The organism is Polaromonas sp. P1_F8, assembly GCF_056405635.1.
The window spans coordinates 309,233-335,825 of the sequence record NZ_JBFUBS010000004.1 but is presented as its reverse complement, the minus strand read 5'-3'; the positions used below and the strand labels follow the sequence as shown (position 1 = coordinate 335,825).

General features: G+C 63.8%; 23 protein-coding genes. 13 read left to right on the top strand and 10 right to left on the bottom strand.

Annotated elements, in window-relative coordinates; translation table 11 throughout:
- The first annotated feature begins 36 nt into the window (after window positions 1–36).
- The 4 genes from AC1D1J_RS16475 (at window position 37) to AC1D1J_RS16460 (ending at window position 6,876) form a co-directional block, all read left to right on the top strand.
- The gene (locus AC1D1J_RS16475; RefSeq protein WP_477695262.1) at window positions 37–993 is read left to right on the top strand and encodes a LysR family transcriptional regulator; all 957 of its coding nucleotides are present in this window, start codon (window positions 37–39) and stop codon (window positions 991–993) included.
- Between the two features lie 727 nt (window positions 994–1,720).
- A complete protein-coding gene (locus tag AC1D1J_RS16470) occupies window positions 1,721–4,501 on the top strand; it encodes an autotransporter family protein (RefSeq protein WP_477695261.1) in 2,781 nt (926 codons plus the stop codon).
- A gap of 81 nt (window positions 4,502–4,582) precedes the next feature.
- Complete coding sequence (locus AC1D1J_RS16465; protein ID WP_477687699.1) at window positions 4,583–5,470, top strand: hypothetical protein; 888 nt, start codon at window positions 4,583–4,585, stop codon at window positions 5,468–5,470.
- A gap of 404 nt (window positions 5,471–5,874) precedes the next feature.
- Window positions 5,875–6,876 (top strand): Bug family tripartite tricarboxylate transporter substrate binding protein, encoded by a 1,002-nt coding sequence (locus AC1D1J_RS16460; RefSeq protein WP_477687698.1) that lies wholly within the window; start codon window positions 5,875–5,877, stop codon window positions 6,874–6,876.
- 136 nt (window positions 6,877–7,012) lie between these two features.
- On the opposite strand, the gene AC1D1J_RS16455 is transcribed toward AC1D1J_RS16460, so the two are convergent.
- On the bottom strand, window positions 7,013–7,189 hold the full coding sequence (locus tag AC1D1J_RS16455; protein WP_431099058.1) for a hypothetical protein: 177 nt from the start codon (window positions 7,187–7,189) through the stop codon (window positions 7,013–7,015).
- A gap of 190 nt (window positions 7,190–7,379) precedes the next feature.
- Here AC1D1J_RS16455 and AC1D1J_RS16450 point away from each other — a divergent pair, with 190 nt between their 5' ends.
- Window positions 7,380–8,921, top strand: a complete 1,542-nt coding sequence (locus AC1D1J_RS16450; RefSeq protein ID WP_477695260.1) for a sensor histidine kinase — start codon at window positions 7,380–7,382, stop codon at window positions 8,919–8,921.
- 33 nt (window positions 8,922–8,954) lie between these two features.
- Here AC1D1J_RS16450 and AC1D1J_RS16445 read toward each other — a convergent pair whose 3' ends face one another.
- Window positions 8,955–9,368 carry a DUF1801 domain-containing protein gene (locus AC1D1J_RS16445; RefSeq protein WP_477695259.1) on the bottom strand — a complete coding sequence of 138 codons (414 nt, stop codon included), beginning with the start codon at window positions 9,366–9,368 and terminating at the stop codon, window positions 8,955–8,957.
- A 117-nt stretch (window positions 9,369–9,485) separates the two neighbouring features.
- Between AC1D1J_RS16445 and AC1D1J_RS16440 the strand changes: the two genes are divergently transcribed.
- Together AC1D1J_RS16440 and AC1D1J_RS16435 are read left to right on the top strand one after the other, a co-directional pair.
- A complete protein-coding gene (locus tag AC1D1J_RS16440) occupies window positions 9,486–10,337 on the top strand; it encodes a metallophosphoesterase (RefSeq protein WP_477687695.1) in 852 nt (283 codons plus the stop codon).
- Between the two features lie 277 nt (window positions 10,338–10,614).
- Window positions 10,615–11,166 (top strand): hypothetical protein, encoded by a 552-nt coding sequence (locus tag AC1D1J_RS16435; RefSeq protein WP_477687694.1) that lies wholly within the window; start codon window positions 10,615–10,617, stop codon window positions 11,164–11,166.
- A 227-nt stretch (window positions 11,167–11,393) separates the two neighbouring features.
- Here AC1D1J_RS16435 and AC1D1J_RS16430 read toward each other — a convergent pair whose 3' ends face one another.
- Window positions 11,394–15,464 (bottom strand): PAS domain S-box protein, encoded by a 4,071-nt coding sequence (locus tag AC1D1J_RS16430; RefSeq protein WP_477695258.1) that lies wholly within the window; start codon window positions 15,462–15,464, stop codon window positions 11,394–11,396.
- Between the two features lie 158 nt (window positions 15,465–15,622).
- Entirely contained in the window at window positions 15,623–16,567 is a 945-nt protein-coding gene (locus tag AC1D1J_RS16425; protein ID WP_477687692.1) for a LysR family transcriptional regulator ArgP, read from the bottom strand.
- Window positions 16,568–16,674: 107 nt separating this feature from the next.
- Between AC1D1J_RS16425 and AC1D1J_RS16420 the strand changes: the two genes are divergently transcribed.
- On the top strand, window positions 16,675–18,027 hold the full coding sequence (locus tag AC1D1J_RS16420) for a D-amino acid dehydrogenase (protein ID WP_477695257.1): 1,353 nt from the start codon (window positions 16,675–16,677) through the stop codon (window positions 18,025–18,027).
- Window positions 18,028–18,042: 15 nt separating this feature from the next.
- On the opposite strand, the gene AC1D1J_RS16415 is transcribed toward AC1D1J_RS16420, so the two are convergent.
- Window positions 18,043–18,993, bottom strand: coding sequence for a helix-turn-helix transcriptional regulator (locus tag AC1D1J_RS16415; RefSeq protein WP_477695256.1), 951 nt, complete (start codon window positions 18,991–18,993; stop codon window positions 18,043–18,045).
- 98 nt (window positions 18,994–19,091) lie between these two features.
- On the opposite strand from AC1D1J_RS16415, the gene AC1D1J_RS16410 reads away from it, so the two are divergent.
- Window positions 19,092–19,613 (top strand): hypothetical protein, encoded by a 522-nt coding sequence (locus AC1D1J_RS16410; protein ID WP_477687691.1) that lies wholly within the window; start codon window positions 19,092–19,094, stop codon window positions 19,611–19,613.
- 17 nt (window positions 19,614–19,630) lie between these two features.
- On the top strand, window positions 19,631–20,266 hold the full coding sequence (locus AC1D1J_RS16405) for a LysE family translocator (RefSeq protein WP_477687690.1): 636 nt from the start codon (window positions 19,631–19,633) through the stop codon (window positions 20,264–20,266).
- Here AC1D1J_RS16405 and AC1D1J_RS16400 read toward each other — a convergent pair.
- The gene (locus tag AC1D1J_RS16400) at window positions 20,235–20,684 is read right to left on the bottom strand and encodes a VOC family protein (RefSeq protein ID WP_457281788.1); all 450 of its coding nucleotides are present in this window, start codon (window positions 20,682–20,684) and stop codon (window positions 20,235–20,237) included. The genes AC1D1J_RS16405 and AC1D1J_RS16400 overlap by 32 nt on opposite strands.
- Window positions 20,685–20,780: 96 nt before the next feature.
- On the opposite strand from AC1D1J_RS16400, the gene AC1D1J_RS16395 reads away from it, so the two are divergent.
- Together AC1D1J_RS16395 and AC1D1J_RS16390 are read left to right on the top strand one after the other, a co-directional pair.
- Window positions 20,781–21,347, top strand: a complete 567-nt coding sequence (locus AC1D1J_RS16395) for a flavodoxin family protein (RefSeq protein ID WP_477695255.1) — start codon at window positions 20,781–20,783, stop codon at window positions 21,345–21,347.
- Window positions 21,348–21,444: 97 nt separating this feature from the next.
- On the top strand, window positions 21,445–21,741 hold the full coding sequence (locus AC1D1J_RS16390; protein ID WP_477687688.1) for a hypothetical protein: 297 nt from the start codon (window positions 21,445–21,447) through the stop codon (window positions 21,739–21,741).
- A 22-nt stretch (window positions 21,742–21,763) separates the two neighbouring features.
- Here the strand turns inward: AC1D1J_RS16390 and AC1D1J_RS16385 are convergent, their stop codons facing one another.
- Entirely contained in the window at window positions 21,764–22,636 is an 873-nt protein-coding gene (locus tag AC1D1J_RS16385; RefSeq protein ID WP_477687687.1) for a M14 family zinc carboxypeptidase, read from the bottom strand.
- Between the two features lie 97 nt (window positions 22,637–22,733).
- On the opposite strand from AC1D1J_RS16385, the gene AC1D1J_RS16380 reads away from it, so the two are divergent.
- Window positions 22,734–23,252 (top strand): flavin reductase family protein, encoded by a 519-nt coding sequence (locus AC1D1J_RS16380; RefSeq protein WP_477687686.1) that lies wholly within the window; start codon window positions 22,734–22,736, stop codon window positions 23,250–23,252.
- 23 nt (window positions 23,253–23,275) lie between these two features.
- Here the strand turns inward: AC1D1J_RS16380 and AC1D1J_RS16375 are convergent, their stop codons facing one another.
- From AC1D1J_RS16375 to AC1D1J_RS16365, 3 genes are all read right to left on the bottom strand, one after another.
- Window positions 23,276–24,268, bottom strand: coding sequence for a M14 family metallopeptidase (locus tag AC1D1J_RS16375; protein WP_477687685.1), 993 nt, complete (start codon window positions 24,266–24,268; stop codon window positions 23,276–23,278).
- Window positions 24,269–24,271: 3 nt separating this feature from the next.
- Window positions 24,272–25,354: an asparaginase gene (locus AC1D1J_RS16370; RefSeq protein ID WP_477695254.1), complete on the bottom strand. Its 1,083-nt coding sequence runs from the start codon at window positions 25,352–25,354 to the stop codon at window positions 24,272–24,274.
- Between the two features lie 209 nt (window positions 25,355–25,563).
- Entirely contained in the window at window positions 25,564–26,571 is a 1,008-nt protein-coding gene (locus tag AC1D1J_RS16365; protein ID WP_477695253.1) for a Bug family tripartite tricarboxylate transporter substrate binding protein, read from the bottom strand.
- Between the last annotated feature and the right edge of the window lie 22 nt (window positions 26,572–26,593).

The following is a 26,593-nucleotide window of genomic DNA, read 5'->3' as shown; positions in this document are numbered from 1 at the left end:
ACCTTCCTTCCACCTTTCAACACCCGCCCCGAGCCCTTGACCCCCCTCAATTTCCGGACCCTGGACCTCAACCTGCTTCGCGTGTTTGACGAAGTGATGGCCGAACGCAGCCTGACCCGGGCGGCGCGCAACCTGTCGCTGACGCAGCCGGCTGTCAGCAACGCCCTGCGCCGGCTGCGTGAAACCCTGGGCGACGAGCTGGTGCAGCGCAGCGGCCAGGGCATGGCACCCACCCCGCGCGCCGTGGCGATCTGGCCGGCCGTGCGCGAGGCCCTGCAGCAATTGCAGGAGTCGCTGGTGCCCAACGAATTCGTGCCCGGCGAAGCCACCACCATCTTTGTGCTGGCCATGGCCGACGCCACCGCGGCCGAATTGATTCCCGGCCTGGTGGAGACACTGGACCAGGAAGCCCCAGGCGTGTCGATCCGCGTGATTCCACTGACCACACGCGACCCGCGGCGCCTGCTGGACGAGGAGCTGTGCGACCTGGCGGTCGGCTACTTTCCCTCGGTGCTGGCCGACCTGACGGCCGGGGCGCAAAGCGGCGAACCCCTGCCCTTTTTGCACCAGCGGCTGTATGACGGCGAATACGTCTGCGTCATGCGCAAGGACCACCCGCTGGCCACAGGCCCCTTCACGCTGAGCAAGTTCTGCGCGGCGCGCCACATGCTGGTGAGCTTTTCGGGCCGGCCCTATGGTTTCGTCGACGAGGCCCTCGCCTCCCTGGGCCGGGAGCGGCATGTGGTGCTGACCGTCAACCAGTTCTTTACTGCCGGGCGCGTCGTGGCCAACTCGAACCTGCTCACCGTTTTGCCGCGGCATTTCGTCGGGGTGACCGGGATTGCCGACCAGCTGGTGCTGCGCCCCCTGCCGTTTGACGTGTCACCGGTGCACGTGGACGCTGTGTGGCACCGGCGCTCGCAGCAACGCAGCGCGCATGTGTGGTTGCGCCAGGCACTGGTGCGCGCGGCCGACAAGGCTTTTTTGGCCTGAGGCCCCTGATTCACCCAAAGGACTGGCCAGCCTGGCTATCCCGAAGAGACGCCTACACGTCGCTATAAAAATCATAGCTGCTCGCGCTCGTCAGTATTGGGTTTGATTCATTTTTGATGCCAAAAACAGGCCGTCTTGGGTGCGGGAATCGCCGTCGGCCAGCGCTACTGCAGCGCGCTTCTCCAGCACGCATTTTTACCCCTCAAACTGGTGTTTTGAGCAATAAAGACGGGCGCAAGGAGCTAGCTATTTGATAGCAGCCGTAGCGACCGGATCAAACCGCTGCAGTTCCCGGCTGCGGTGTGGTCAGCACGCAACGCAGACACCAAAACAGCGCACTTAATGACCCGGATCCGGTGCCCTGCGGCGCGATTTTCAGCGTGTGGCGCCGCTTTTTCTGGCTACAGGCCAGCCTCCGGCCGCTCCTGACTGGCGCCGCCAGAACAAATTAATTCTTTAGTTCTCTCATTTGGTGTTCTGCGCGCCATAAGTCTTCAAACGACCTACTTGCAAAAAAATGTAACGTGAAGCAAAGTCAAAACATGGACATCACACCCGTACAGAGCTCTTCCCGGAGGGCGTCGTTACTGCGAGGCATACGTTAAAAAATGTTAGCTAAATCGTTACTTGCGCTTGCAGCCGAAATCGCGATGTCCTCTGGCGGGGCAATCGTCTTTGGGTTGCGTTGACCGGCACGGCTTGAACCCTCACCCCAAAACCGGCCCGCATGAATTCCCGCCCGCACTTTCCCCTCAAGCCGCTTGGCCTGGCGCTGGCATTCGCCGGCCTGGCCATGGCACCGCATGCCGGCCATGCCCAGGTCACCAACGATTTCTCGGCCGCAGGCACTCAGGACTGGAACGACGCGGCCAACTGGAGTGGCGGCACGCCTACAGCCGCCAGCTTGGCAAGGGTCCCGACGAACCAGCAGGTGGACATTATTAGTGGACCAGCCGCCCAGGTGGGCACACTGCAAGTGGAGGAAAACGGCCAGGTGGTCGTCCATGCGGGCCGCACCCTGGCCGCTGGCACGCTCCTGCTGGGCACCACGCCGACGCCGGGTAACGCGGGATCAATGCTGATTAATGGGAGCGTCACGGCCACGCGGCTGAGCGTGGGCGACACGGTGACCGGAGGGCAGATCCTCATGGACGGCGCCGGCGCCAGCCTGAACGTGTCCCCCCCCAGCCTGGCTGCGGGCGACCAGTTCATTGTTGGCAACAATGGAGACGGGCTCCTGGGCATCCGCACCGGCGCCACCGTGACGGTGGGCGGCACCCGCACCCTGCACCTGGGCAATGTGGGCACCGGGACGCTGGTCATCGGCAACATCGGGCCCAGCGGCACCCTGAATGCTGACGCCGTGGTTTTCGGCAATGCCAGCTCCAGCATCAAGTTCAACCAAAACGACGCCACGCCCTACACCTTCTCCGCGGCGATCAGCGGCGCCGGTTGGGTAGAAGTGTTCCGCCACCCCGGGGGCTCCTCCACCATACTGACGGGCGCCAACAGCTACACCGGCGGCACTTTCATCAGAACCAATGCCCGCCTGACCGGCAGCACCACCAGCCTGCAGGGAGCCATCAGCAACGACGGCGTGCTGACCTTCGACCAGACCACCAATGGCACCTATGCAGGGTCCGTCAGCGGCGGCGGCGCGCTGGTCAAGGAAGGCACCGGCACGGTGATTCTTTCTGGCACCAACACCTACACCGGCGGCACCACCATCAATGGCGGCACCTTGCGCGGTACTACCGCCAACCTGCAGGGCTTGATTACCACCAACGCCAACCTGGAGTTCTTGCAAACAGGCAACGGAACGTTTGGCGGCGTCATCAGCGGCACCGGCAACGTGGTCAAAAGCGGCACCGGCAATGTCACCTTTTCCGGAACCCACACTTACAGCGGGACTACCGTCGTCAGCGGCGGCACGCTGTCGGTCAACGGCAGCCTGACCAACTCTGCCGTGCAGGTGCAGAACGGCGGCACGCTGGGCGGCACCGGTTCCGTGCGCAACACCACCATCCAGTCGGGCGGTACGCTGGCGCCGGGCAATTCCATCGGCACGCTCACCGTGGTCGGCAACCTGACCTTCAACGCCGGCTCCAATTACAGCGTGGAGGTCGATGCAGCCGGCAGCAACGACCGCACCAACGCCACCGGCACGCTGACCATCAACGGCGGCACGGTCAACGTGCTGGCCAGCGCCGGTACCTACTCGCCGACCACGCAGTACACCATCCTCAATGCCACAGGCGGGCGCACCGGCGTCTTTAGCGGGCTCACGACCAACCTGGCGTTTCTGACGCCGTCGCTCACCTACGACCCCAACAATGTGTACCTGACCCTGGCGCGCAACAGCACCGGCTACAACACCCTGCCCGGCATGACGCCCAACCAGCAGTCAGCCTCCAACGCACTTCAAAATGCCTCCGGCAGCGCGAGCGGCGACATGAGCACGGTGCTCAGCGCCCTCAACAGCCTTTCAGTGCCGCAGGCCCTCGCCGCCTTCGATGCCATAGGCGGTGCCAACCTGGTCGCCTTGCGCCGTGCCGGCCCCAGCTTTGCCGCCGCATTCGGCGAACAGCTGCAGGCACGCGTGGGCCGAAGCAGCCTGGGCTCAGTCTGCGGCAGCGACGACGTTGCGGGCCGCGAAGCCCTGAGGGCGCTTTTCCCGGCCATCGAAGACGGCTGCGGTTTCTGGCTGCGCGGTTACGGCAGCCACCAAATCACCGACAGCGACGGCAATGCCATGGCCAGCCGCCTGAACAGCACCGGCCTGAGCGCGGGTTACGACGCCGAAGTGTCGCCAGGCTTGATGCTGGGCGGCGCCGTGACCATCGGCACATCAAGGGTCAGTTTTGATTCAGGTGACCAGGGCAGGGCTCGCAGCGCGGCGCTGGCGATGTACGCCGGCTACACCGACGGGGCCTGGCGCCTGAATGGCGTGACCAGCGTGGCGTTTCACGGCAACCACATGGACCGCGGCATCGTGGTCGGGCCGATCGCCCGCCTGGCCTCGTCGAATTTCGACAGCAGCACCGCCACGGCCTACGGCGAGTTGACCTACGACCTGGACATGACCGGCTGGACGCTGCAGCCGATGGCCGCGCTGGCCTTCAGCCGCAACCAGACCAACGGTTTCGCCGAGCAGGGCGCCGGAGCGCTCAACCTGCAGGTCGCCGCGCAAACCGTGTACTCGACCAAATCGATGCTGGGGCTGAAAGCCGGCTTTGACGTGGGCCGGCTGCGGATCGAACCGCGGGTGGTGTGGGCGCATGAGTTTGGCAAATACAACACCCCGATGACGGCGCAGCTGCAGGGCGCCGGCACACCCTACCAGTTCCAGATTGCGGGCGTGGCCCTCAATGCCAACACGGTGGTTCTGGGCGTAGGCGTTTCGGGCCGCATCCACGACAACTTCAACCTCTTCGCCGACCTTCAGACCGAACAGAACGCACGCCAGCGCAACCTGGCCCTGCTGATGGGGGTGCGCGGCAAATGGTGAGCCGGGCATCTCAAAACATGTTGGCCCCTGACCGACCTGATTCACAACACATTTAATCCAGCCACACCCGCGTCATATCTCATGGCTTACAAAAGCATGCCCCCCATCCCGCCATCCCTGCCGCCTCTCCCGCCGCGCCAACCCAAACCGAAACCCGGCAAGGACGCCGGCGCCCACCGATACGACACCATCGTTTTTTTGCTGATCATCGGCCTGGCGATTGTGGTGGCCGGCAGCGCAGCGCGTTACACCCTGGTAGACCGGCCTGCGGCCAAGGCACAAAAGGAAGCCCAACTGCTGATGCAGCAGCTGATGGCCGCGAACCAGAAGAACCAGCAGCAGCTTGAACAAAAACTCGCCGAAGCCAAGGCCCAGACCGAGGCCTTGCGCGCCAACATGGAGCAGATGAAGGCCGAGATCCAGCAGCCCAAGGCCGCAGCGGAACCGGTTCCGGAGCCGGTGCAGAAACCGGTGCCCGACGCCCAGGCCGCGGAACGCAAGCGGCTGGAGCGCGTCAAGGTGGTCGATGAACTGGTGGACTCCCTGACGCCGAACCTGCAGGTCAAGTTCCAGCAAAAGGTCACGTGGCTGGACCGCAGCGTCTCCTTCGGTTTCAGCCTGACCAACGCAAGCCGCCGCGCCGTCCGCGTGACCCCGCCGCGCATCGCCCTGACGCTCAACCCTCTGCCCAATACGAAGCTGACCGTGAAATCCAGCGATGTGCAGGCTGACATCTGCCCTGGCGGCTTGATCGGACCGGGAGAGACCATTAACTGCAATGTGGTGCTGCGTTCAGAAGCCACCTTCACCGGTGTCGGCCACATTCCGTTTCGCGCCGTCATCTCGGCACGCACGGAACTCCCGGTGACCAGCGAAACCTGGAAAACCGTGCGTTCCGCCTACAAGGAAGCCTACCTGGAGGAACACATGGTCAAAAGCGTTTCCTTTAATGGGGAGCTTTGGCGGTAATCGCGGGCCGGCAGCAGGGTCACGCACGCACCCTATCGAGGCGGCTTAAGCCGGCGGCAGATTGCCATGCCATTCGCTATCAAATAGATAGCTGCCTGCGCCCGTCCGTATTGGATTTCAGCCATCTTTGATGCTTGAAATCAGTGGTTTTCGCGGGGTTGCCGGCATCGCCAAGGCTTTTGCGGCACCCCAGGGGCAGGCTGGAGGGTCCAAAGCTCCCTGAGTCGCTTTTTTACCCCCTCAATCGGGCTGTAAGCCAATGAGGACAGGCGCGAGCCGCTACCAATTCAGTAGCGTCACGCTGACGCCGAACGCCCGCGGGCAATCCCATTCAAGCGGCTCGCGGCCGAGGGGCATGGTTTTTGCACACACTTTTGCACACAAACTGTATGCAGGAGCCACCCATGCCAGACTACCCACACCCCCCTACGCCCTCACACCCACTTGCACGCCGCACCGCGCTGAAGATCCTGGCCAGCGGCGCCGCATCCATGGCGCTGCCGGCCCTGGCTGCCTGGCCGGACAAGCCGATCAAGATCGTGGTGACCTTTCCGGCCGGCGGCGCCAGCGACATCGTCGCGCGGGTGATGGCCGAGCAGCTGGGCAAAAAGCTGGGGCAGGCGGTGGTGGTCGACAACCGGCCGGGCGCGGGCGGCAGCGTGGGAGGCCTGGTGGTGGCGCAGGCGCCGGCAGACGGCTACACGCTGATGTTGAGCAACTCGACACCGGTTTCCATCGGCCCATTCGCGCTGGAAAAGCAGCCCTATGACCCGGTGGAAGGCTTCACCCACATCGCGCTGATCGGCAACGCCCCGTGCGTGGTGATGGCCAACCCGCATGCCCCCATCAAAACCATCACCGACGTCGAAGCGCAGGCCCGCAAAGCGGGCCGGCTCGACTTCGGCTCGGGCGGTCCGGCCTCGATCGGCCACATTTACGGCGAGCTGATGAAAAAGTCCATGGGCGTGAACCTGGTGCACATCCCGTACCGCGGCGGTGCGCCCATGACGACAGACCTGATCGCGGGCGTGATTCCCGTGGGCATCGACGTGCTGACGGCGTTTGTGCCCTACTTCAAGAGCGGGCAGCTGGTGCCGCTGGCCGTAACGTCGGCCAGCCGCTCACCGTTGGTGCCGGATGTGCCCAGCGTGCTGGAGTTTGGCTACCGCAAGCTGGTTCTGGACAACTTCTTTGGTTTGAGCGGTCCGGCGCACATGCCGGCCGACGTCGTGGCACGGCTGAGCAGCGCCTGCAACGAAATACTGGCAACGGCGGAGATCAAAAAGAAGATGCTGGAGTTGGGCATCACCACACAGCCGATGAGCCCGGCGGCGTTCACCGGCTTCGTCAGGGAGCAGGTAGCCGTACTGTCGCCCGCCGTCAAAGGAGCAGGGGTCAAGCTCTGACCGCATCCGCCCCGAGCAAGACCCCGTCTTTACCAGCTGAAGCCGCGGTCTGGCTTTGCCAGCCGCAAGGCGGGCGGCCCCGTACGTGAGAAAAGGGGCAGCGCGCCGCAGGCTCGAAGTGGGGAAGCGTGGGGGCTCAGCGAACCACGCTGAGATAAGCGTAGGCGGCGCTGCGCAGTTCCTGGGCCTGCAGCGGATTGCGGCCGGCGCGTGCTTCGGCGCGTTCCATCAGGTTGTGGGCCACACCGTTCACGGGGGCCACGCGGGTTGCGGCGGGCAGGAAACGAGCGATCTGGGAAATCAGGCTGTACATGTCAGGGTCACCTTCATGGGGTGAAAAAGTTGCGGTGAATGAAGAATAAGGGTTTTCCCTAGGGTTTCAAGCCTAACCGGGGCCCAAACCCATGCAAAAAATGCATACCGTGCTCCGCAACGGCACATGCAGGTCATTTCTACGTGATTTCCGGGGAAAACTTCACGGAGCCGGCGGCTATGCTTGGGCTGTGGCCCATCCCCCAAATCCCTCTTCCCTGCCCACGGCTGAGACCCCTGCTTCATCGCCGGACGGGGCGCTGGCGCTGCTGCGGCAGATCGCCTCGAATATTGACGCCATGCTCTGGTCCTGGGACCCGCAAACCGGCCGCATCACCTATACCAACCCGGCGTTCGAGGCGTTCTGGGGCCTGTCGGCCGACACCCTGGCAGACCGGCCGTGGCAATGGCTCGAGCATGTGGACCCGATAGACCGCGAGCGGGTGCTGAGCCTGCAAACCAGCCCCCTGAAGCGCAGCGAAGAATACAGGGTCATCCGGCCGCAGGGCGGCAACGCGCGGCTGAGCCAGCGCGCACTGCCCATGCACAGCCCTTCGGGGCAGTTGCTGCGCGTCATCCACCTGGCCAACAACATCACCTGGCAGCTCGACACCTCCAAGCAGCTGCGTGTGGAGATCGGCCGGCGCACCGACTCCGAGGCCAAGTACCGCGCGGTGGTGGAAAACGTCAGCGAGGGCATTCTTGTCACGGCGGCCGGGCGCATCCTGTATGCCAACCCCAAGGCACTGGAGCTGACCTCGCTGGACGAGGAAACCGCCAAGTCCCGGCCCTTCATCGAATTCATCCACCCCGACGACCGCGAGAAGGTGCTGAGCAACCACATGAAGCGCCTGCGCGGCGAGCCGGTGGAGAACTACTACCAGTTTCGCGTGCAGCACAGCCGCAGCGCCATACGCTGGCTTGAGATCAGCGCGGTGATGTTTGAATGGCAGGGCGCGCCCGCCACGCTCAACTTCCTGACCGATGTCACGCGCAAGCGCCAGGCAGAGGAAGACATGCGCAAGGCGCTGGCGCACGAGCGCGAGCTGTCGGAGCTGAAGTCACGGTTTGTCGCTGTGACATCGCACGAGTTCCGCACGCCGCTGGCCGCCATCCTGTCGTCCGTGGAGCTGCTGGATGCCTACGGCGCCAGCTTTCCGGCCAGCGAACGCCGGGAGCTGCTGGGGCAGATCAAGACGGCGGTGGCCCGCATGAACAGCATGGTCGAGCAGGTGCTGCTGACCAGCCGCCTGGAGCTGGGCAAGTTTCAGTTCGAAGCCGCACCGCTGGCCGTGCCCGACTGGCTGGTGCAGGTGATGGGTGAGCTTGAGCGCGGCAACCCGCAGGCCGCGCGCGTGTCGCTGACCTGCGACGGCCTGGACGCGCCGCGCACGGCGGACCAGCAGTTGCTGCGGCACATCGTGGTCAACCTGCTGGGCAATGCGCTGAAATATTCGGACCCGGACACGCCGGTGCAGTTTGCCGTTCGCGGCGTGGGCGACCAGATTCACCTGCGCATCAGCGACCACGGCATCGGCATCCCGGAAGCCGACCTGCCGCGCCTGTTCGGCAGCTTTCACCGCGGCACCAATGTCGGCAATATTTCCGGTACAGGCATCGGCCTGCACATCGTGAAGGAATGCGTTGACCTGCACCAGGGGCAGATTGAAGTTGCCAGCAAGCCCGGGCAAGGCACGACATTCACCGTGCGCCTGCTGGCGCCGCTGGCCTGACACACCCCGCCCGGCGCCGGCGGTTTTGTCGTTTCAGGGGCCTTTTTTCCGGTGGTAGGTCAGTGCCGCCTGAATGCACAACGACAAGGCATCCCGGGGCAATGGATCAGCCGCATCGAGCACGATGGCCCGGTTGCCCTCATAGCGCAGCTCCCCCGGAAACAAGGTGCGGAAGGTGTCCACCAGCGTGGTGTTGCAATTAAAGTACAGGGCGTACTGCGCCGGGCTGGATTTGACCGGCCCCAGCCGGATGGTGCTGCCGCTTTTGCTGGCTGACGTGAGGTAGGCCGGCTCGCCCCACTTGAGGGTTTCCTCCAGCTCGCCGACGCCGGGTGTGGCCAAAGCCGTGTCCAGGATCAGCTGGCGCAGGGCCAGTAGCTTGCGCCGCAGTGCCGGCGGGTAGGCTGCGAAGGTCTGCGCGACGGCTGCGTTCCCGATCTGCTTCACAAGCGGCTCCTGTTCATTTGCTGATGCCATGCGCAATCTAGCGCAAGGGCGGGTGGGGCCGCAAGCGAAAAAGCCCGCCACCCGGAACCGGGCCCGTCTTCCCGCACAATCGGCGGGGTGAACATCCAGCTCCTGTCCGACCTGCACCTCGAGAGCAACCCCGACTTCAAGGCCGTGCCCGTACCCGGCGCCGACCTGCTGGTACTGGCCGGCGACATTGGCTCCTATCAGCAGGGCTCGCTGCTGGGCGAGAGGGGCATTGCCGACTTCGGCCTGGGGCAGTTTTCGCCCTTGCCTCTGGCCCAAGGCGGTGCGGACTGGCCGACGCCGGTGCTGTTTGTCCCGGGCAACCACGAATACGACGGCCTGGACTTTGATGAAACCCATGTGCGGCTGCGCGAAACCTGCGAGCGCCTGGGCATGGTCTGGCTCGAGCGTGAAATCGTGGTGCTGCAGGGTGTGCGTTTTGTGGGCAGCACGCTGTGGACCGACTTTGACGCCCTGAGCGCAGGCCAGGCCCAGGCATCGGACATCACGCCGGGCGAGCAACTGAAAGCGCGCGAAAAAGCATTCCGCGCAGCCAACTTTTACCTCGGAAAAAACCATTCCTTTCGCGATGGCCAGCCACTGCTGGCGGCCGACCTGCGCGAAGAGGGCCTCAAAAGCCAGGCCTGGTTGCGGCAGGCACTGGCCGTACCATTTGAAGGGCCTACCGTGGCCGTGACGCATTTCGCCCCCAGCTTGCTGAGCGCCGACCCGCGCTACGGCCTGGTGCCGGGCACGGCGGGCTTTTGCAATACGCTGGACGACCTGCTTCCGTTGGCCGACCTGTGGCTGCACGGGCACCTGCACTGCGCCATCGACTACGTCAGCCGCGGCTGCCGCGTGGTGGCCAACCCCCTGGGGTATGCGCGCAAACAGGAGCAGGACGGGTTTCTGCCCGACTTGCTGATCAGCATCGGCCAATAGTTGCTAATAGCCAATAGCACTCTTATGGACGTGTGGCCCGCATGCCGGCGCTGACTAAAGTCGTAGCGCCGCGTCGCGCACAACGGCGGCGCTTCTTTTTGAACTTCCTGCGCACCACGCTACCTAAGCTTGACCGGCAACGCGGAATTCAAAGGGTGATCACCAGTGATAACACTTTGTTCCAATTGTTGGTTTGCGCACTGTTCGGCTTGCATGTATCTTGCATGAAGGGTTCATGCAGGACTTCCTGCACCGCACCCGCATAGGGGAGAGCACCATGAAAAGCAACGTGTCGTATCTTGGCGCCTGGCTGCTTGCCGTCGGCCTTGCGTTTGCGTTTGCGTTCGCATCACCCAATGAGGCCAGCGTCATGGGGCACATGCCGGCCTTCATGGCGCAAACGCTGCTGCGCCAGCCGGTCAACGTGCCGGATGGCTTGCCCTCTGACCGCACCCTTGCACTGATCACCTTTCAGCGCGGCCAGCATGTCCAGGCCGAGAGCTGGATTCAGGGGCTGAACCTGCGTAACGACTCGTCCATCGCGTGGATGCGCATGCCGATCGTCAATGACCCCGGCACACCGACGGGGCGCAGCGCCGTCGAAAACAAGTTGCTCAAGCACTACACCGCAGATACCGAGCGCGCCAGGCTGGTGCCGGTGTTCACTGACCGGGCCAGTTTTGTGCGTGCGGCCGGCCTCAACGGCACCGACCAGGTCTACGCCGTAGTGGTCAACCGCCAGGGTGAAGTGCTGGCACGGGTTGAAGGCCAGTTCGACGCGGACAAGGCACAGACGCTGCGCGAAACTCTGCGGCAGCAAAGCTTTTAGCCCCCACGCTCCCCCACTTCGTGTGGGTCGCTGCCCCCCGAGGGGGCCGCCCGCCTGTGGCCCGGCAAAGCCGGTTCCGCGGCACCCGCTGGCTTGAAGAATTCGGTGGGTACGACCAGTGATGAAGGTATTTCACCAATGGGGGCCGCGGGTCCGGCTTCGCCGGCCCCAGGCGCCGCCCCCTTGAGGGGGGAACAGGCTACACGCAGTGAGCCTGGACGGGGGTGCTACAGAGTCCTCTCACCCAACGTGAAATAGAACGTGGCGCCTTGCCCAAGTGATGACTGGGCCCAGACCTTGCCGCCATGCCGTGCCACGATGCGGTGCACCGTGGCCAGCCCAATGCCGGTGCCGGCGAACTCCGACAGCGAATGCAGGCGCTGGAACGCGCCAAATAGCTTCTCCGCATAGGCCATGTCAAAACCGGCGCCCTTGTCCTGGACAAAATAAACCGTCTCTCCGTCTTCCCCGATCTCATGGCCGAAGGTGATTTCGGTGCGCTCCTGGTTGGCGCTGAATTTCCAGGCGTTGCCCAGCAGGTTGTCCAGCAACTGCATGAGCAGGCGCGGGTCACCCTGCCCCGTCAAACCCGCTTCAACATGGAGATCCACCGGCCTTTCGGGCTCGCGTTCACGGTAGCCATCAAGGATGCCCTGCACCAGCGCGCTGAGGTCGACCGGCTCCCAGCGCAGGCTTGAGCGCGACACCTGTGCCAACGTCAACATCGCATCGATCAACTCCCCCATTTGCCCCACCCCGGCCCGTATGCGCGCCAGGTAATGCCGGCTGCGCTCCGACAGCGGTGTGCTGTCGGACTTGTTCATGGCACGCTGTAACAGGTCGCTGAATCCGTCGATGGCACTAAGCGGGCTGCGCAGGTCATGGGATACGGAATAGGAAAACGCTTCCAGTTGTTTGTTGGCAAATTCGAGCTGCGCGGTGCGCTGCTGCACGCGCTCTTCCAGGCTGGCGTTGAGCCGCAAAATTTCTTCACGCGCACGCCGGCGTTCTCGGATATCGGTGTTGATGCCGAGCACCCCGTTGACCTTGCCTTCTTCGTCGCGCACCACCGTCCAGCGTGCTTCGATGGCCACCGTTGAACCATCCCTGGCGCGCTGCTCCAGTTCACCGGTCCAGTCCCCTTCATTGGCCAGCGTGCGGGCCATGGCGCCCACAAGCACCTGGGGATCCTCGTACATGAACTCTTCCATCGATTTTCCCAGCACTTCTTCGGCCGTCCACCCGTAAAGGCGTTCGGCACTCTTGTTCCAGAAACGTATGGTCCGGTCCAGGTTGCGGACCATGATGGCATCCTGGGCCCTGTCCAGCAGCGAGGCCTGTTCGCGCAGTTTGACTGCGGCCTGGCGCGCAGCCTCCTGGCTGCGCTGGCGCTCCAGCCGTTCTCTCAAGCTGACGATGCCGAATGCCAGGTTGTCGGCAAGCTCCTGCAGGAGCTTGATTTCTTCAGGGGTGAAGTGCTGCGCTTCGGCCGAATAAAGGCACAGCACACCAAAACTGCGGGCCCCTTCGCGCAAGGGCAGGCAGACCGCGCTCCGGTAGCCTCGCTTCATCGCGTCGGCATGCCAGTAGAAGTGATTTTCAGCCTGACCGATGTCGCCACTTTGCTGGGGCAGCCCCGTACGAATGGCCTGGCCCGCGGGGCCCTGGCCCGTGACCTGGTCATCGCGCCAGGTCAGGCGGATCACCGTCAGGTAGCCACCCTCGTTACCGGCGTGCACCATGGGCTGTATGGTGCGCGCTTCGTCGTTCTGCGCATACCCGACCCATGCCATGCGGTAGTTGCCCACGTCGACAGCGACACGGCAGACTTCGGCCAACAGGGCCTCCTCGTCTTCGATTCGGTTAATGGCGATGCTGGACTGGCTCAGCATCTGCAGGGCCCGGTTGGTGTTTGCGAGCGCCAGGTCGGCAAGCTTGCGGTCGGTAATGTCGCGCGCGGTGCCCACCACACGTTCGAGCACGCCCGACGCATCGAGCACCGGATAGGAGTGGTCGTGTATCCACCGGAGCTTGCCGTCCGTGGACAGGATGCGGTATTCGATGTCGGAGGATTCGCCGGTTCGGTTGCGCTTCCTGGCGAGCTTCAGCAAAGGCTGATCCTCCGGCAGCGCCGCGTCGGCATATGACAGGGGGTTGGCATACAGGCTCTCGCGGCTGCGCCCCCACACCTTCTCATAGCCGGGGCTGATATAGAGAAGCTGGCCCGAGCGGGGATCCACGTTGTAAAAAACGTCGTTGATGTTTTCTGCAAGCTCACGAAAGCGCGCTTCGCTGCTGACCAGCGCCGCCTCGGCGCGGGCACGTACCAGCGCAATGCCGGCCAGCCGCGCCGCGGTGGCGATCAGCTCCAGGTCGTGCGCCTGGGGGGCACACGGATAGCGGTGGTAGATGGCAAACGTCGCCAGCGGCTCGCCAGTGGTAGACACCACGGGATGCGACCAACAGGCGCGCAGGTTGTGCGTGGCCAGGAGTTCGCGATAGTCTTTCATCAACGGATCCAGCTGGGTGTCTTCCACCACGACCATCTCGTTGCGAAACGCCGCGGTACCGCAGGCACCCACCCCTTCACCCACCGGCAGGCCTTCAATGGCCTGGTTGTAGCTGTCCGGCAGGCTGGGCGCTGCACCGAGGCGCAGGTGCTGGCCATCCAGCAGCAGGATCGAGCACAGGCTGTCCGGGGAACTCGTCTCAATTAATTGCACCACGGCTTCGAGCGAGCGCTGCAAGGGCGCGCTCCCGGCAATCAGCGCCAGCACCTGTTCCTGTGCCTTCGCGAATTGTTCGGCGGCCTTGGCTTTGGTGATGTCGTTGAACACCGCGACGCCACCAACCAGCGTGCCGTCGTCACCGCGCAAGGGCCGGGTGCTCATGCGGAGCACCCGATCTTCGGCGCCGGGCCTGCGAAATACGAGGTCCCAGTTGTCGGTGCTGACGCCGCGGGCAGCGCGTGTCAGCGGCCGTTCAGCTTCCGGCAAGTGGGTTTTGCCGTCAAGCATCAGCAGCTCATGGTTGCGCCGCCATTCCTCGACCCGCATGCCAGGGCCCGGTGTAGCCGCATTGAAGAGCTTGCGGGCCGTCGCGTTGAACACCAGGAAGCGCCCTTCGGTGTCCGCTGCGATCACCCCTTCACTCATGCTGTTGAGAATCAGGTCAAGCAATGAGCGCTCTTTGTCGACGCGGCTGAGCGCGGCGTCAAGCTCTTCCTGGCGCGCCTGAAGCGAGCCCGCCATGCGGTTAAAGGTCTGCCCGATATCACCGAGCTCGCCCCGGTAGAGAGGGCCCAGCCTGACGCGCGCCGCAAGATTGCCCTCTGCAACTTCATTGGCCTCTTTCAGGATCGCCTTGGCCGGATTGACGATCAGGCGGTTGCCCATCCACCACGCACAGGCTGCGCTTGCCACGGCCATGGCGAGCAGGGCCGCCAGCTCCGAAAGCAGGTTGTCGCGGCTTTCTGCACCGATGATTTCCTGCGGGACACTGACTGCCACAAATAGCCCATCGTGGCCTTCGACGGGGACCGGCGCAAAAGCGTAGACCCGCTGGCTTCCCTGCGCATCAGGCGCATGCAATACGCCCAGGTGGCGCGTTTGCACACCCTGGCGCACGGCGGCGTCCGGGTGCTGCCGGCCCAGCCAGGAAGGTGCCTGCGGGGAAACAGCCAGAACCACGCCATCCCGGTCGAGTACCGTCAACCTTGCGCCCGGCATCATCGACACGGCGCTCAAGGGTTCTGCCAGCGCCTTCAGGCCCAGGGAGGCAAAGGCCACGCCCCCCATGGCGCCGGAATCGGTGTGGACCGGTATGGCGAAGATCAGGCCCGGCAGGCCACTGCTGCGGCCAATGCCGTAAGTCCCAATGGCAAAACGCTGGCCGGCCATGATTTGCAGGAAAAATGGCCGGTCATCTTCCTGGATACTGCCGGCAGGAAGGCCCAATGAGCTGCAGACCAGCCGGCCGTCCGGCGCAGCAACGCCGACATGGGTGAACTCGGGGTGCTCCTGATGGATGTTTTTCAGCTGTTGCCCGCACAGCCCGGGCTCGTGGCTCTTGATATGAGGCGCACTGGCCAGGCCGTTGAGAAGCTCATGGACTTTGTCCACCGTGCGATGCTGGTGTGTGGCGAGCAGCGCGACCTGGGCCTGCAGGTCAACCTGTGCATGTTCCAGTGCAGTGCGGCGGCCTTGTTCGGCGTAATACGCGAGCAAGCCGAACAGCGGGAGCAGCGCGAGCAGCACCAGCAAAACCAGACGGGTACGCAGCCCCAGCCATCCCAGCATTCGTTACCTCGTGCCTTTCACTGCAATGCAGCGCCAAGCGCGCATCAGGTCACAGTGTGCGGAAGCCGCTGCCTTTTGTAAATGGGATTACTCCCTTCCCCGTCTTTGTCAGCGAGTGAAACAGCGACCACCGCATGGCTGCCCCGGTGTCCCATTAATCAGGGTACCAGCGACTGCGCTGCAGACTGCTTGAGTGCGGCGGTGAGCGCATCCAGCACTTCAGACTCGAGGTTCCAGCAATGCCAGTAGAGCTGGATGGGCAGGGTGTAGCTGGAGGCCACATTGACGAGCTGGCCTGTGTCAATCAGTCCTTGCGCGAGCAGGCGCGGCACCACGCTGACGCCCCAGCCCGCCAGCACAGCCCTGACCATGCCTTCCGATGACGGCACAAAGAGCTGGTTGAGGGTGACGCGCTTGAGCCCGAAAGCTTTGCCGACGAAATCGACCGGCAATTCGTCTTTGCGGTTGAACGCGATAAAAGGCACATCGCGAAAGTTGTATTGCGTCAGGGCGGGCGCGTTCTGCTTGCCGCCAGGGCCCTCGCCCAGGCCAAGCCTTTTTTGCGCAAAGCCTGGTGTAGCCACCGCGATGTACTGCATCGCGCCCAGCGGTTCCACCTTGCAGCCGCGCAGTGCCTGCTTGAGCGTGGTGACGCAGCCCAGCACCTGGCCTTCACGCAACCACTCGTGGGTGAAGTTCTGGTCGTCGTGGATGATCTCCATGGGCAGGCCCTGCTGCGCCAGATCGGTCAGCGCCGGTAGGGCCCAGGTGGCAATGCTGTCGGCATTGATGGCAATCGAGATTCGTTCTTCTTCGCGCGCGCCGCCGAGGGAGCTGGGCGCCAGCTCTTTCATGTCCCGCTCAAGGTCGGCGCGCAGCAGGCGCAGCATCTTGGTGTGTTTCAGCAGCAGCTGCCCGGCGGATGTGGGTTTGAGCGGCCTGCTGCGCACGATCAGCACGGTGCCGACCTGGGCCTCCAGTGCACGCAGGCGCTGCGACACCGCCGACTGCGTGATCGACAGGCGCTGGGCCGCCCGCTCAAAGCCGCCCTCTTCCACGATGGCTGCCAGGCATTCGAGCGCATCCGGATCAAAAGTGCTCATGCAGAGCCTCCTTTGTATTAGTTGTTCTGATGTTTTCACTGATAGTTTAATTTTTCTATTAATTGAAAGCAACATCCTTCACACTTGAAAGCTGTAAAGGGGCTTGTATGAAAGTAGTGGTTTTGGGAGCGGGAATCATCGGCGTCAGCACCGCCTGGCACCTGCTGGAGCGCGGCCATGAGGTGACCGTGGTGGACCGGCAGCCCGGAGCCGCCCTGGAAACCAGTTTTGGCAATGCCGCACAGATTTCGGTCAGCTATTGCGAGCCCTGGGCCAACAAGGACGCCCCCCTGAAGGCCCTGAAATGGATGTTTCGCAACGACGCCCCCCTGCTGTTCCGGCCGCAATTGCCCTTCGGCGACGGCTGGCAGCAATGGCGCTGGGGCCTGCAGTTCCTGTCGCAATGCAACGACACCGCGTTTGAGCGCAACGTGCAGCAGCTGGTGGCGCTCGGCGCTTACAGCCATATCGCGCTCAAGGAGGTGGTCAGGGTCACCGGCATTGAATACAACCGGCTGGAGCGCGGCATCGCGCACTACTACACCGACCAGAAATCGTTCGATACCGCCGGTGAAGCGGCCGCGTTGATGCAGAAGTACGGCGTGGCGCGCCGCGTGGTGAGCACGGCCGAGTTGCTGGGCATAGAGCCGGCCTTCAAGTCATTTGCGCACCGCATCGTGGGAGGCACTTATACCGCCAGCGACGAAAGCGGCGACGCGCGCGTCTTCACCCAGGCGCTGGCGCAGCGCTGCGCCGACGGAGGCGTACGCTTTCTCTACGGACACGACATCAAGGGACTGGAAAAGTCCGGTGGAACGGTCCAGTCAGTCGCCGTCCAGGCACGCACCGTGCCGGGCAGCAGTGAGAATCCCGTCATGAAACTCAAGGCCGACGAGATCGTGGTGGCTTGCGGTTCGTACACGGCGCCGCTGTTGCGCACGGTGGGCGTTGACCTGCCGATCTATCCGGGCAAGGGCTACAGCGCCACCTTCAAGCTGCTCAAGCCGGAACTGGCGCCCTTCGTCAGCACCATTGACGACGAAGTCAAATGCGCCATGAGCCGCCTCGGTGATCACTTGCGCGTGGCTGGCACCATCGAAGTCGGCGGCTACGACCTTTCGCTGGACACTCCGCTGGCCAGGGCGCGCTGCAAAATGCTGGCCGACCGCATCGAAGAAGTGCTGCCGGGCGTGTGTGACACCCGCCTTGAAGCGCAGGGCGGTACGCCGAATTTCTGGACCGGCCTGCGTCCCGCCACGCCCACCAACATTCCCTATATCGGCAAGACCAAAGTCGGCCGCCTGTGGGTGAACGCCGGGCACGGCACACTGGGCTGGACGCATGGCGCCGGGTCGGGCAAGGCCATGGCCGAACTGATCTGCGGGGAGGTCCCGGCCATGGATTTCGGTTTTTATGGGCTGGCCCGTGCGCGCGGCCGCCTGGAACCTGAAACCGCCTGATCCACGCCTGCCTGTTCAGGCCGCATGCTGGGCCAGCGTGCGTTGTGCGTGTTCGCGCAGTGCGGCGCGCAGCGCAGGCGGCTCCTGGATTTCGAAAGCAAATGGCAGCCGCGAAAGCTGTCGGGCGAACCACGGGATGTGGTCGGTCTGGCTGTGCAGCAACACGCCTTCGTCACTGGGCTGGAACACGCCGATGCTGTCCGGCAGCTCCATTTGCGCCGTCTGCAGGTCGGTGTGCAGCAACAGGCGCACGGTATTTGTGCGCGGCATGGTGGCCAGCCCCAGGACGAGATGCTGCGCGGCATTGAAATCTGCCGGCGGCGTGAACACCACGTTGAGCGGCCGCACTTCCTGCACACGGTCCAGGCGGAACGAGCGCAGCGCCCCGCGAAGATGGCACCAGCCCACCACATACCAGCGGCCGCGGCGAAATGCCAGGCCGTAGGCATCAAAGTCACGCTCGGTGACGTCGTCGTCGGCTGAACGGTACGCCATGTGCACGCGCTGCCAGCCATGCGCTGCGGTGCTCAAGGCCAGCAACGCCGTGTTGTCGCCGGGGGCCACCGCATGGCGCATGTCCAGCGTCACTGTTTCACCGAGCGCACGGACGCGGTTTTTCAGCTGGTACGGCATCACGCGCTCCAGCTTGGCCTGCGCGCTTTCCGCAGCAGGCGCCGCCTCGGCCAGCCCCAGGCCGCGCGCGGCAAGCAGGCCCAGCGACAGGGCCAGCGCTTCGTCGTCGGTGAACATCATCGGCGGCAGCTTGAAGCCGGCGATCAGGCTGTAGCACCCGTAGCGGCCACGCTCGGCCACCACCGGAATGCCCAGGTCTTCCAGCTTGGCGATGTAGCGGCGCAGGGTGCGGCCATCCACCTGCAGCCGCCGCGCCAGCTCGGCACCGCTCAGCCGGCCATGGGACTGCAGCAGTTCCAGGACGGTGAGCACGCGTGTAGTGGGGGAATACATGGTGAAAAGTCTAACGCCTAATTAGGGCCGAAACAGCCCTATTACCTTTATAGACTGGTTTTCACATATCCACTGCAGTGCCACAAGCACTTCAAGCCATGACCACCACCCTGACTCACACACCGGACCTTGCCGAGCTCGTCGACGGGCGCCATGACTTCAATTTCATCACCGGGCGTTGGCTGGTCAGCAACAAGCGTCTGCGCCGGCGACTGGAGGGCTGCACCGACTGGGAAAGTTTCGAAGCCGTGCAGGACGGCGCACTGCTGCTGGGCGGGCTCGGCAACATGAACGACCTGGTCACCGAAGACAAGGAGACCATCGGCATGGCCTTGCGGTTTTTCAATCCGCAAACGCGGTTGTGGTGCATTTACTGGGTCAGCCAGAACAACGGCTTGCTGCAGCCGCCGATGACCGGTTCGTTTGCCGGCGGCATAGGCCGGTTTGAGGGAAACGACAGCCATGAAGGCCGGCCGGTGCGGGTTCGCTTCACCTGGTCCGGCATCACACCTACCCACGCCCGCTGGGAACAGGCCTTTTCGGAAGACGGCGGCCGCCACTGGGAAACCAATTGGGTGATGAGCCTGTCACGCCCCGCTTACCACGCAGTACACCGCTAAAAAAAACAGGCTCGTTGATGGACCACTTCGCACACCTCTGGCTGTTTTTTCTCATGGTGCTGGGCATCATCATCCTGCCCGGCATGGACATGGCGTTCGTCATGGCCAGCTCATTGACCGGCGGGCGCAGGGCCGGCCTCTTCGCCGTCGCGGGCGTTGTGGCGGGCGGTATTTGCCACGTCGTGGCAGGCGCGCTGGGGCTGGGCATCCTGCTGCAGCTGGTTCCGGGCATGGTCAATGTCATGCTGGCGGCGGGCAGCCTGTATATCGCCTGGATCGGGTGGTCACTGATGCGCAGCACGTCTGTTTTCGGCGCCTTGCCGGACATCGAGCCGCCGTCCCCGTGGCGCACCTTCCGGCAAGCCGCACTCACCTGCCTGCTCAACCCGAAAGCCTACCTTTTCATGCTGGCCATCTTTCCGCAGTTTTTGCGGCTGGAATACGGCTCGCTCTGGGTTCAGGCTGTGGCGCTTGGATTGATCATCGCCATTACCCAGAGCGGCGTATACGGTTCGCTGGCGCTGGCTGCTGCGGGTACCCGGCGATGGCTGGCGGAGCGGCCGGGCGCCAGTGTTGCCATGGCGCGCGCCGTGGGTGCCGTGCTGATCGCCGGCGCATGCTTCACGGCGTGGCAGGGCTGGCGGCAGTTTTAGGGTTGGCGCCCTCGGGCCATGCCGGCCCCTTGAGTTCCACGGTGTTGCCTTCGGGGTCGTTGAGATAAATCGAAGGCCCTTCGCCCTCGGCGCCATAGCGCGACTCCACCTTGCCTGCCTCAACGCCGTGGGCCGCCAGGTGGCGGCGAATGGCCTCCGCGTCGAAGGGCTCGACACGAAAGCAGACATGATCGACGTTGCGGCCCTCCTTGCCTGGAGCCGCGCCGCCGGCCCGGCCCAGCGTGCCATCCACCGGCACCAGGTCCACCAGCGAACGCCCGGCACGCAGTTGCACCAGGCCGATTTCGTCCTGCCGGCGTTCCAGGCTGCAGCCCAGCACCTGCTGGTAAAAGCGCAGCATGCCCTGCAGATCTGTGACCCGAAGGACGATGTGGTCGATGTCGCGAATATGGATCATGGCGAGGAAGGCTCCGGTGAGGCTGCGTTTTATCGCTTTATTCTGGCACGCGGTACCCAGACCCTGTACAAGCAAAGGCCTGCATCAGCCAGTACCATGGCCGCCATGAATCCGAACCCCCGATTTCTTTTTCTTGCCACCTCCACACGCGAGCCCGGCGCGTTGGGCAACACCGAGTGGCTGGCGCAGCAAGCCGCCGCCGCACTGCCGGCCGGCACGCCCCAGGCCTGGCATCACCTGTCCCGCATGCGGATGCCGCTGTTTGTCGATCAGCGCCACACCATGGGTCAGTACGCCATGCCGGAAGGCGACATGAAGATGCTGCTGGACGCCACGATGGACGCCACCGACATTGTGTTTGTGGCCCCGGTGTACTGGTACAGCATTCCGGCGCCGCTGAAGATTTACCTCGACCACTGGAGCGCCTGGATGCGCGTGCCCGGCCTGCCCTTCAAGGACGAGATGGCGAAAAAAACCTTGTGGCTGATCACCACCAGCGGCGACCGCGCCAAAGCGCAGCCCATGGTGGACTCAATCAGGCTCTGCGCGCAGTTCATGGCCATGAACTATGGCGGCGAGCTGTGGGGCAAAGGCGGACCGCCCGACGCTGTCAAGGCCGACTCGGTGGCGTTGGCGCAGGCGGCTGGTTTTCTCGCCGGCTGAGGATCGCGCTGCCCCTGTGGGACAGGTGGCCTTTTCCTACAGGGCATGGTTTGCCAGGCTGACAGCCCGGCAAGGGGTGCTGCTGCACAGTCGATACATGAACTCATCCCAACACGGCAATCCCGACCCGGGTAGGCCCGCCGACCGCCCTGCCGGCAAAGGCATGCCGGCCAAAGACCCTCGCGCACAACGCTCCCGTCCCGGCAAGCAGGACACCCTGAAGGATGGCGCCGTTGAGGCCAGCCTGGAATTGCCGCACGAACGTGACCAGGCGGTGGACATGACTCATGCCATGCCCGATGCCGCAATTGAACAGGCCGGCAAGGATGTCAAAAGAGGACTCACCGACACCACCAAGGGTGTGGAGCTTGATCGGGCCTACAAAAAGCTTTAGGTGCCGTGAGCGTGGAAGCCGCTCACGGCACCGGATGCGCAGCGGGCACCGCTCCGCCGGCCGGCAGATGTGCCTGAACAACCACTTTCTCGCTCATCCAGCGCAATAAATCCAGCCACATCTGGCGCATCTCTGCGTCCAGCGGCGTGCGTGTCGAATTGGGCAATTCGATGGTGACCACGGGCACCCCCTTGTGCACACCGCCATAGTTGCCCAGCGAGCCCGGGAAGATGCCCACCTGATCAAGGTACAGGCGCCCCAGCCTGGAGGGCGGCACGGAGGGGCCGTCAAAGTCGAGCACGCCATAAGGCGCATGAATGCTGACAATCAGGTTGGGTTTGAAGCTCTGCATCTGCTCGTGCAAAAACCGTGACTCGGGCTCGGACAGCGGCCTGGGGCCGGGCCAGCGGCGCGGGTCTTTCCCTGTGCGCTTTTCCCAATAAACCTTCGCGTCCCGCTCCCAATTCGGGGTGGGGAAATTGCGGTTCAAATCCACGCCGCGCGCGTTGGCGCGGCGCGGCGGGCTGGAGAGCACGCCGTCCGGATTGAGCACAGGAACGAACCGCCAGTGGATCGCCTGCGGAGAGTCCAGCGGCGGCTGGGAAGCCAGCCTGATCCAGTGCAGCGCCACCGCCCCGGAGGACAGCTCGTCGCCGTGAATCGCACCGACGACCAGCACACGCAAGCTGGGGGATTCTGGCTTGATATCGCGCACCCAGAGTACGCGGCCGTTAACCGAGCGCGTCCCCGAAGGCTGCAGTTGCGCTGCCGCGCACAGCTCCTGCCTCACATTGGGGAGTTTGGATGAGTAATCGGCGCAAGGCGAATCTGCACGTGCGCCAGCAGCTATCAAATAAATAGCAAAAAAAACGGCGGCGGAACGAGAAAAAGACATGACAGCCAGTTTAACTGGCAGGCAACCGGCTGCCCGCAAGAGGCGGCTAAACCCCGCCGCAGGTGCGCCCGTGGCAGTTCAGTTAAATTACCCTTCTATGCTGACCCCCGCCATTCCCCGCAAAGCGAGCAGCCCCAGCTTCTCCCAGCGGGAGTTTCGGGCTTCGCTGGCCATGTTTGCCACCGGGGTCACCATCGTCACCGCACGGACGCCGCAGGGCGCCTTGGTCGGGCTGACCGCCAACTCTTTCAACTCGGTATCGCTGCAGCCGCCGCTGGTGCTCTGGAGCCTGGCGCAGGCGGCCGGATCGATGGCCGCGCTCAGCACCGGATCACACTACGCCATCAACATCCTGGCGGCTGACCAGAAAGAGCTGGCCGAGCGCTTTGCCAGCCGGCGCGAAGACCGCTGGAAGGGCGTGCTGTTTACGGAGGGCGTCGGCGGCACGCCGCTGCTGACAGGCGCAGCCGCCACTTTCGAGTGCTTCAACCGCAGCCGGTATGAAGAAGGCGACCACGTGATTTTCGTGGGCGAAGTGGAGCGCTGCACCCACCGTGCGGGCGCCGCGCCGTTGTTGTTTCACGGCGGCAAGTTTTATACCGAGCATCCGCTGTAAACCGCTCCTGCGCTGGGCTGTGTTCAGCCCAGCCGGCCCAGCCGCACGGTCGTCACACCGGGCCGCAACTGCCTCACCGACGGCATGACCAGCACACAGTCGTCGTAGGGTGTCACCACCGGCTCGCCCGCATCATGCGCAATCGGCGTGCCGGCATGGCGTATGGTTTCGCCGCCGCAAAAATCCTGCACAAACGCAAAGTCCATTGACCGCGCAACAACGCGGTGTGTCACCGTCACGGGCGGCGGCGGCGGCGCATCGGGCAGCAGCCAGCCGGGCGGCACGTCGCTGCGATCCATCACCCCGGCGCACACCAAAAACCGCATGAGCACGTTGCGTGCCGCCTGCAGCGACGCCAGTTCCCAGTGCTGGCCGGCCTCCAGCAGCAGGGCAACGCGGTCGCCGTTTTCGTCACCAAACGGCCCGTAGTCCCGCATGCGGACACCATCGGCGTGGCCGGCATCGACGACCACCTGACCCGAGGTACCCAGGCTTTGCGCAAAAGCAATATTGCGCGGCAGCATGCCCGTTACCAGCAAAGCGCCACCGGGCTCATGCATGGAATGCAGGTCCAGCAGGTGGGTGGCGCGGTCAACAAACGGCCGGATTTCGCGGGCGCGCAGCAGCTCGGCGCTGCGCGTGGGGCCGTCCAGCAGGTCAGCGGACCACACGCGGTTGAAATCTTCGTCCACAAAGCGGGAGGCATCGGGCTTGCGGGTGTCAAACCGCATGAAGGCCTCGGTGTTGCAGAACACGGCAGTGATTCGCCCGCGCCGCGGCTGCAGCCCGCTAAGAAGAAACGCGTCCAGCGCCCAGGCGCCCGAATATTCGTTGCCGTGCACCAGCGCCGTCACCAGCACGTCCGGGCCGGCTTCGGTTGAAGTGCGCTCCTGCACATGCGCCACCCCTGTGGAGGACGCCGCCCAAAACGACAACCCGGGCGGCTGAAGCTGCACCGCGTGGGGTTTTGGGGTGAGCTCGCCAGACTTGGCCTGATCGCTTCCTGATCGATTCACGTTTCAATACCGCCAGAAGATTTTCTGCAGCTCTTTGGTGTCCCTTGTCTTCGTCAAGGCCAAGGCCAGAAGAATTCGGGCCTTCTGGGGATTCTGGTCGTCAACAACGAGCCAGTCATTGACGTCATCCTTCACCGAATTATTCCGAATGACCACACCGCTGCCGGTACGGGTTGCCCGAACGACAAACACCCCCTTGGCGCGAATCTCGTTAAGCGGGCCAGCTATGTACTCAGGAACGCTTCCCGCACCGACACCCGCATGAATGATGCCCTTGGCCCCGGATGCGACCAGCGCGTCGTATGCCGCACGGTTCATGTTCTGATAGCCGTAAGCAATGTCGACCTGCGGCAGCGCCTGTATCTTGTCAATGTCGAACTCACTCTGCACTGTATGCGGGCGAATCAGCGCACGGTAGAACCTGGCCTGACCTTCGACCACGAGACCGAGCGGACCGTAGGGAGATTTAAAGGTGTCAACCCGGGTGGCATTGGTTTTAGTGACATCGCGAGCGCTGTGAATCTCGTCATTCATGACCACCAAAGTCCCTTTCCCCACCGCTTCTTTACTCCCGGCGACCGCCACCGCGTTGTAGAGGTTAAGCGGCCCATCTGCGCTGAGCGCCGTGCCGGGCCGCATGGACCCGAGCATCACGACCGGCTTGTTGTTTTTGACGGTGAGATTGAGAAAGTACGAGGTCTCTTCCAGGGTATCGGTGCCGTGGGTGATCACGATGCCATCGACCTCGTCCGACCGGAGGAGTTCAGACACCCGCCGGGCAAGTTGAAGCAGGCGGTCGTTGGTGAGGTTGTGTGAGCCGACCTGAAAGATCTGCTCGCCCTTGACGTTGGCAATCGTCTGGATTTCCGGCACGGCGGCCATGATCTTGTCGACAGCAACCACAGCGGCCTGATAGGCGCCGATATTGGTGCTCGATGCGCCGACGCCGGCAATCGTGCCGCCTGTGGCGATGAGCACCACGTTAGGTTTCTTCGCTTCCTGGGCCAGCGCCGAAGCCGAAACAGCAAGCGGCAATAGCAGACCGCAGGCGAGCCTGCGCAACATTGATATGACAGATAAGTGCATGACAATTCCCTCCGTGTCGGGCTAAAAATATTGCGCGGCGTGCAGAGCCCCGCCAGTGCTCCGGAGGAGCCTGGCCAGCACGCTTCGCGACTAACAAATACAGTTCAGGGCGAGTTACGGTCTTCTTTGGGCCTGCCGCCGTTGCCCCGGCCCCGGCGGCTGCAGCTTCAACGGCACCGCATGGGCTTGGGTGAATTCCCGCTGACGGCTTACGAGGTAGCGCCGGTCGCCACCGCCTTGTTGACCACGTTGCGCACGCGCTGGGTTTCAGCCCGGATAAAGGCCGTGAGCGCCTGTGGCGCGCCGCCGTCATTGGAGATGCCCGCTTTCTGGAGCTTTTGCCAGACGGCTTCTTCGCGCAGGATTTCGTTGAGCTCCCTGTTCAGGCGCGCCACCATGGGCGCCGGCAGCTTGGCGGGCCCGAAGAGGCCGAACCAGACGTTCATGTCGTAACCCTTGAGCTTGGGGTTCTCGCCGAGTGCAGGGATTTGCGGTGCAGCCCGCGAACGCGTCGGCGTGGTGACGCCCAAGGGGATCATCTTGCCGGACTCGATGTGTGGCAGCGCGGAGGAAAGCACAGAGACACTGAACTCGATATTGCCGCCCAGCAAGTCCTGCAGCTGCTGACCTGCGCCGCGATAGGGCACATGGCGGAAGGTGGTGCCAGCCATCAGGTTGATCAGCTCTCCCGACACATGCAGCGGCGTGCCTATGCCCGAAGAGGCAAAGCTCAGCTGGTTGCGTTCGCGTTTGGATTTGGCAATCGCTTCCTCCATGGTTTTGACGCCGGTCTTGGTATTGGTCACAAAGACCATTGGCGTGACGCCTATCAGCCCGACCGGGCTCAAGTCGGTTTCACCGTTGTACTTGACTGCAGCGTTGAACAGTTTGGCAATCGAGATTTCGCTGCCCGAACCCAGCAGCAGCGTATAGCCGTCGGGCGCGGCACTGACCACTTTTTGGGCGCCTATGGTTCCACCGGCGCCGCCGATATTCTCGATCACCACGGGTGTGCCCAGGCGCTTCGCCAGCGGCTCGGCGATGATGCGCGCCACCAGGTCCACGCTTCCGCCGGCAGGGTAGCCCACCACCAGCGAAATGGGCTTGCCGGCGGGCCAGGTCTGGCCCCACGCAGCCGGCAAGCCCAGCAGCCCTGCGGCGGCAAGGCAAAGTGTGCGGCTCACGCCGCGGCGATTGAGGGTAAACATTCCTGGCATGGCGGTCTCCTTGTTGATGGCG

Excerpts from the sequence above, each read along its gene's own strand:
- AC1D1J_RS16470 (WP_477695261.1), top strand. The coding sequence starts at position 1,721 with ATGAATTCCCGCCCGCACTTTCCCCTCAAGCCGCTTGGCCTGGCGCTG.
- AC1D1J_RS16465 (WP_477687699.1), top strand. The coding sequence starts at position 4,583 with ATGGCTTACAAAAGCATGCCCCCCATCCCGCCATCCCTGCCGCCTCTC.
- AC1D1J_RS16460 (WP_477687698.1), top strand. The coding sequence starts at position 5,875 with ATGCCAGACTACCCACACCCCCCTACGCCCTCACACCCACTTGCACGC.
- AC1D1J_RS16455 (WP_431099058.1), bottom strand. The coding sequence starts at position 7,189 with ATGTACAGCCTGATTTCCCAGATCGCTCGTTTCCTGCCCGCCGCAACC.
- AC1D1J_RS16435 (WP_477687694.1), top strand. The coding sequence starts at position 10,615 with ATGAAAAGCAACGTGTCGTATCTTGGCGCCTGGCTGCTTGCCGTCGGC.
- AC1D1J_RS16430 (WP_477695258.1), bottom strand. The coding sequence starts at position 15,464 with ATGCTGGGATGGCTGGGGCTGCGTACCCGTCTGGTTTTGCTGGTGCTG.
- AC1D1J_RS16425 (WP_477687692.1), bottom strand. The coding sequence starts at position 16,567 with ATGAGCACTTTTGATCCGGATGCGCTCGAATGCCTGGCAGCCATCGTG.
- AC1D1J_RS16420 (WP_477695257.1), top strand. The coding sequence starts at position 16,675 with ATGAAAGTAGTGGTTTTGGGAGCGGGAATCATCGGCGTCAGCACCGCC.
- AC1D1J_RS16415 (WP_477695256.1), bottom strand. The coding sequence starts at position 18,993 with ATGTATTCCCCCACTACACGCGTGCTCACCGTCCTGGAACTGCTGCAG.
- AC1D1J_RS16410 (WP_477687691.1), top strand. The coding sequence starts at position 19,092 with ATGACCACCACCCTGACTCACACACCGGACCTTGCCGAGCTCGTCGAC.
- AC1D1J_RS16405 (WP_477687690.1), top strand. The coding sequence starts at position 19,631 with ATGGACCACTTCGCACACCTCTGGCTGTTTTTTCTCATGGTGCTGGGC.
- AC1D1J_RS16400 (WP_457281788.1), bottom strand. The coding sequence starts at position 20,684 with ATGATCCATATTCGCGACATCGACCACATCGTCCTTCGGGTCACAGAT.
- AC1D1J_RS16395 (WP_477695255.1), top strand. The coding sequence starts at position 20,781 with ATGGCCGCCATGAATCCGAACCCCCGATTTCTTTTTCTTGCCACCTCC.
- AC1D1J_RS16390 (WP_477687688.1), top strand. The coding sequence starts at position 21,445 with ATGAACTCATCCCAACACGGCAATCCCGACCCGGGTAGGCCCGCCGAC.
- AC1D1J_RS16385 (WP_477687687.1), bottom strand. The coding sequence starts at position 22,636 with ATGTCTTTTTCTCGTTCCGCCGCCGTTTTTTTTGCTATTTATTTGATA.
- AC1D1J_RS16380 (WP_477687686.1), top strand. The coding sequence starts at position 22,734 with ATGCTGACCCCCGCCATTCCCCGCAAAGCGAGCAGCCCCAGCTTCTCC.
- AC1D1J_RS16370 (WP_477695254.1), bottom strand. The coding sequence starts at position 25,354 with ATGCACTTATCTGTCATATCAATGTTGCGCAGGCTCGCCTGCGGTCTG.
- AC1D1J_RS16365 (WP_477695253.1), bottom strand. The coding sequence starts at position 26,571 with ATGCCAGGAATGTTTACCCTCAATCGCCGCGGCGTGAGCCGCACACTT.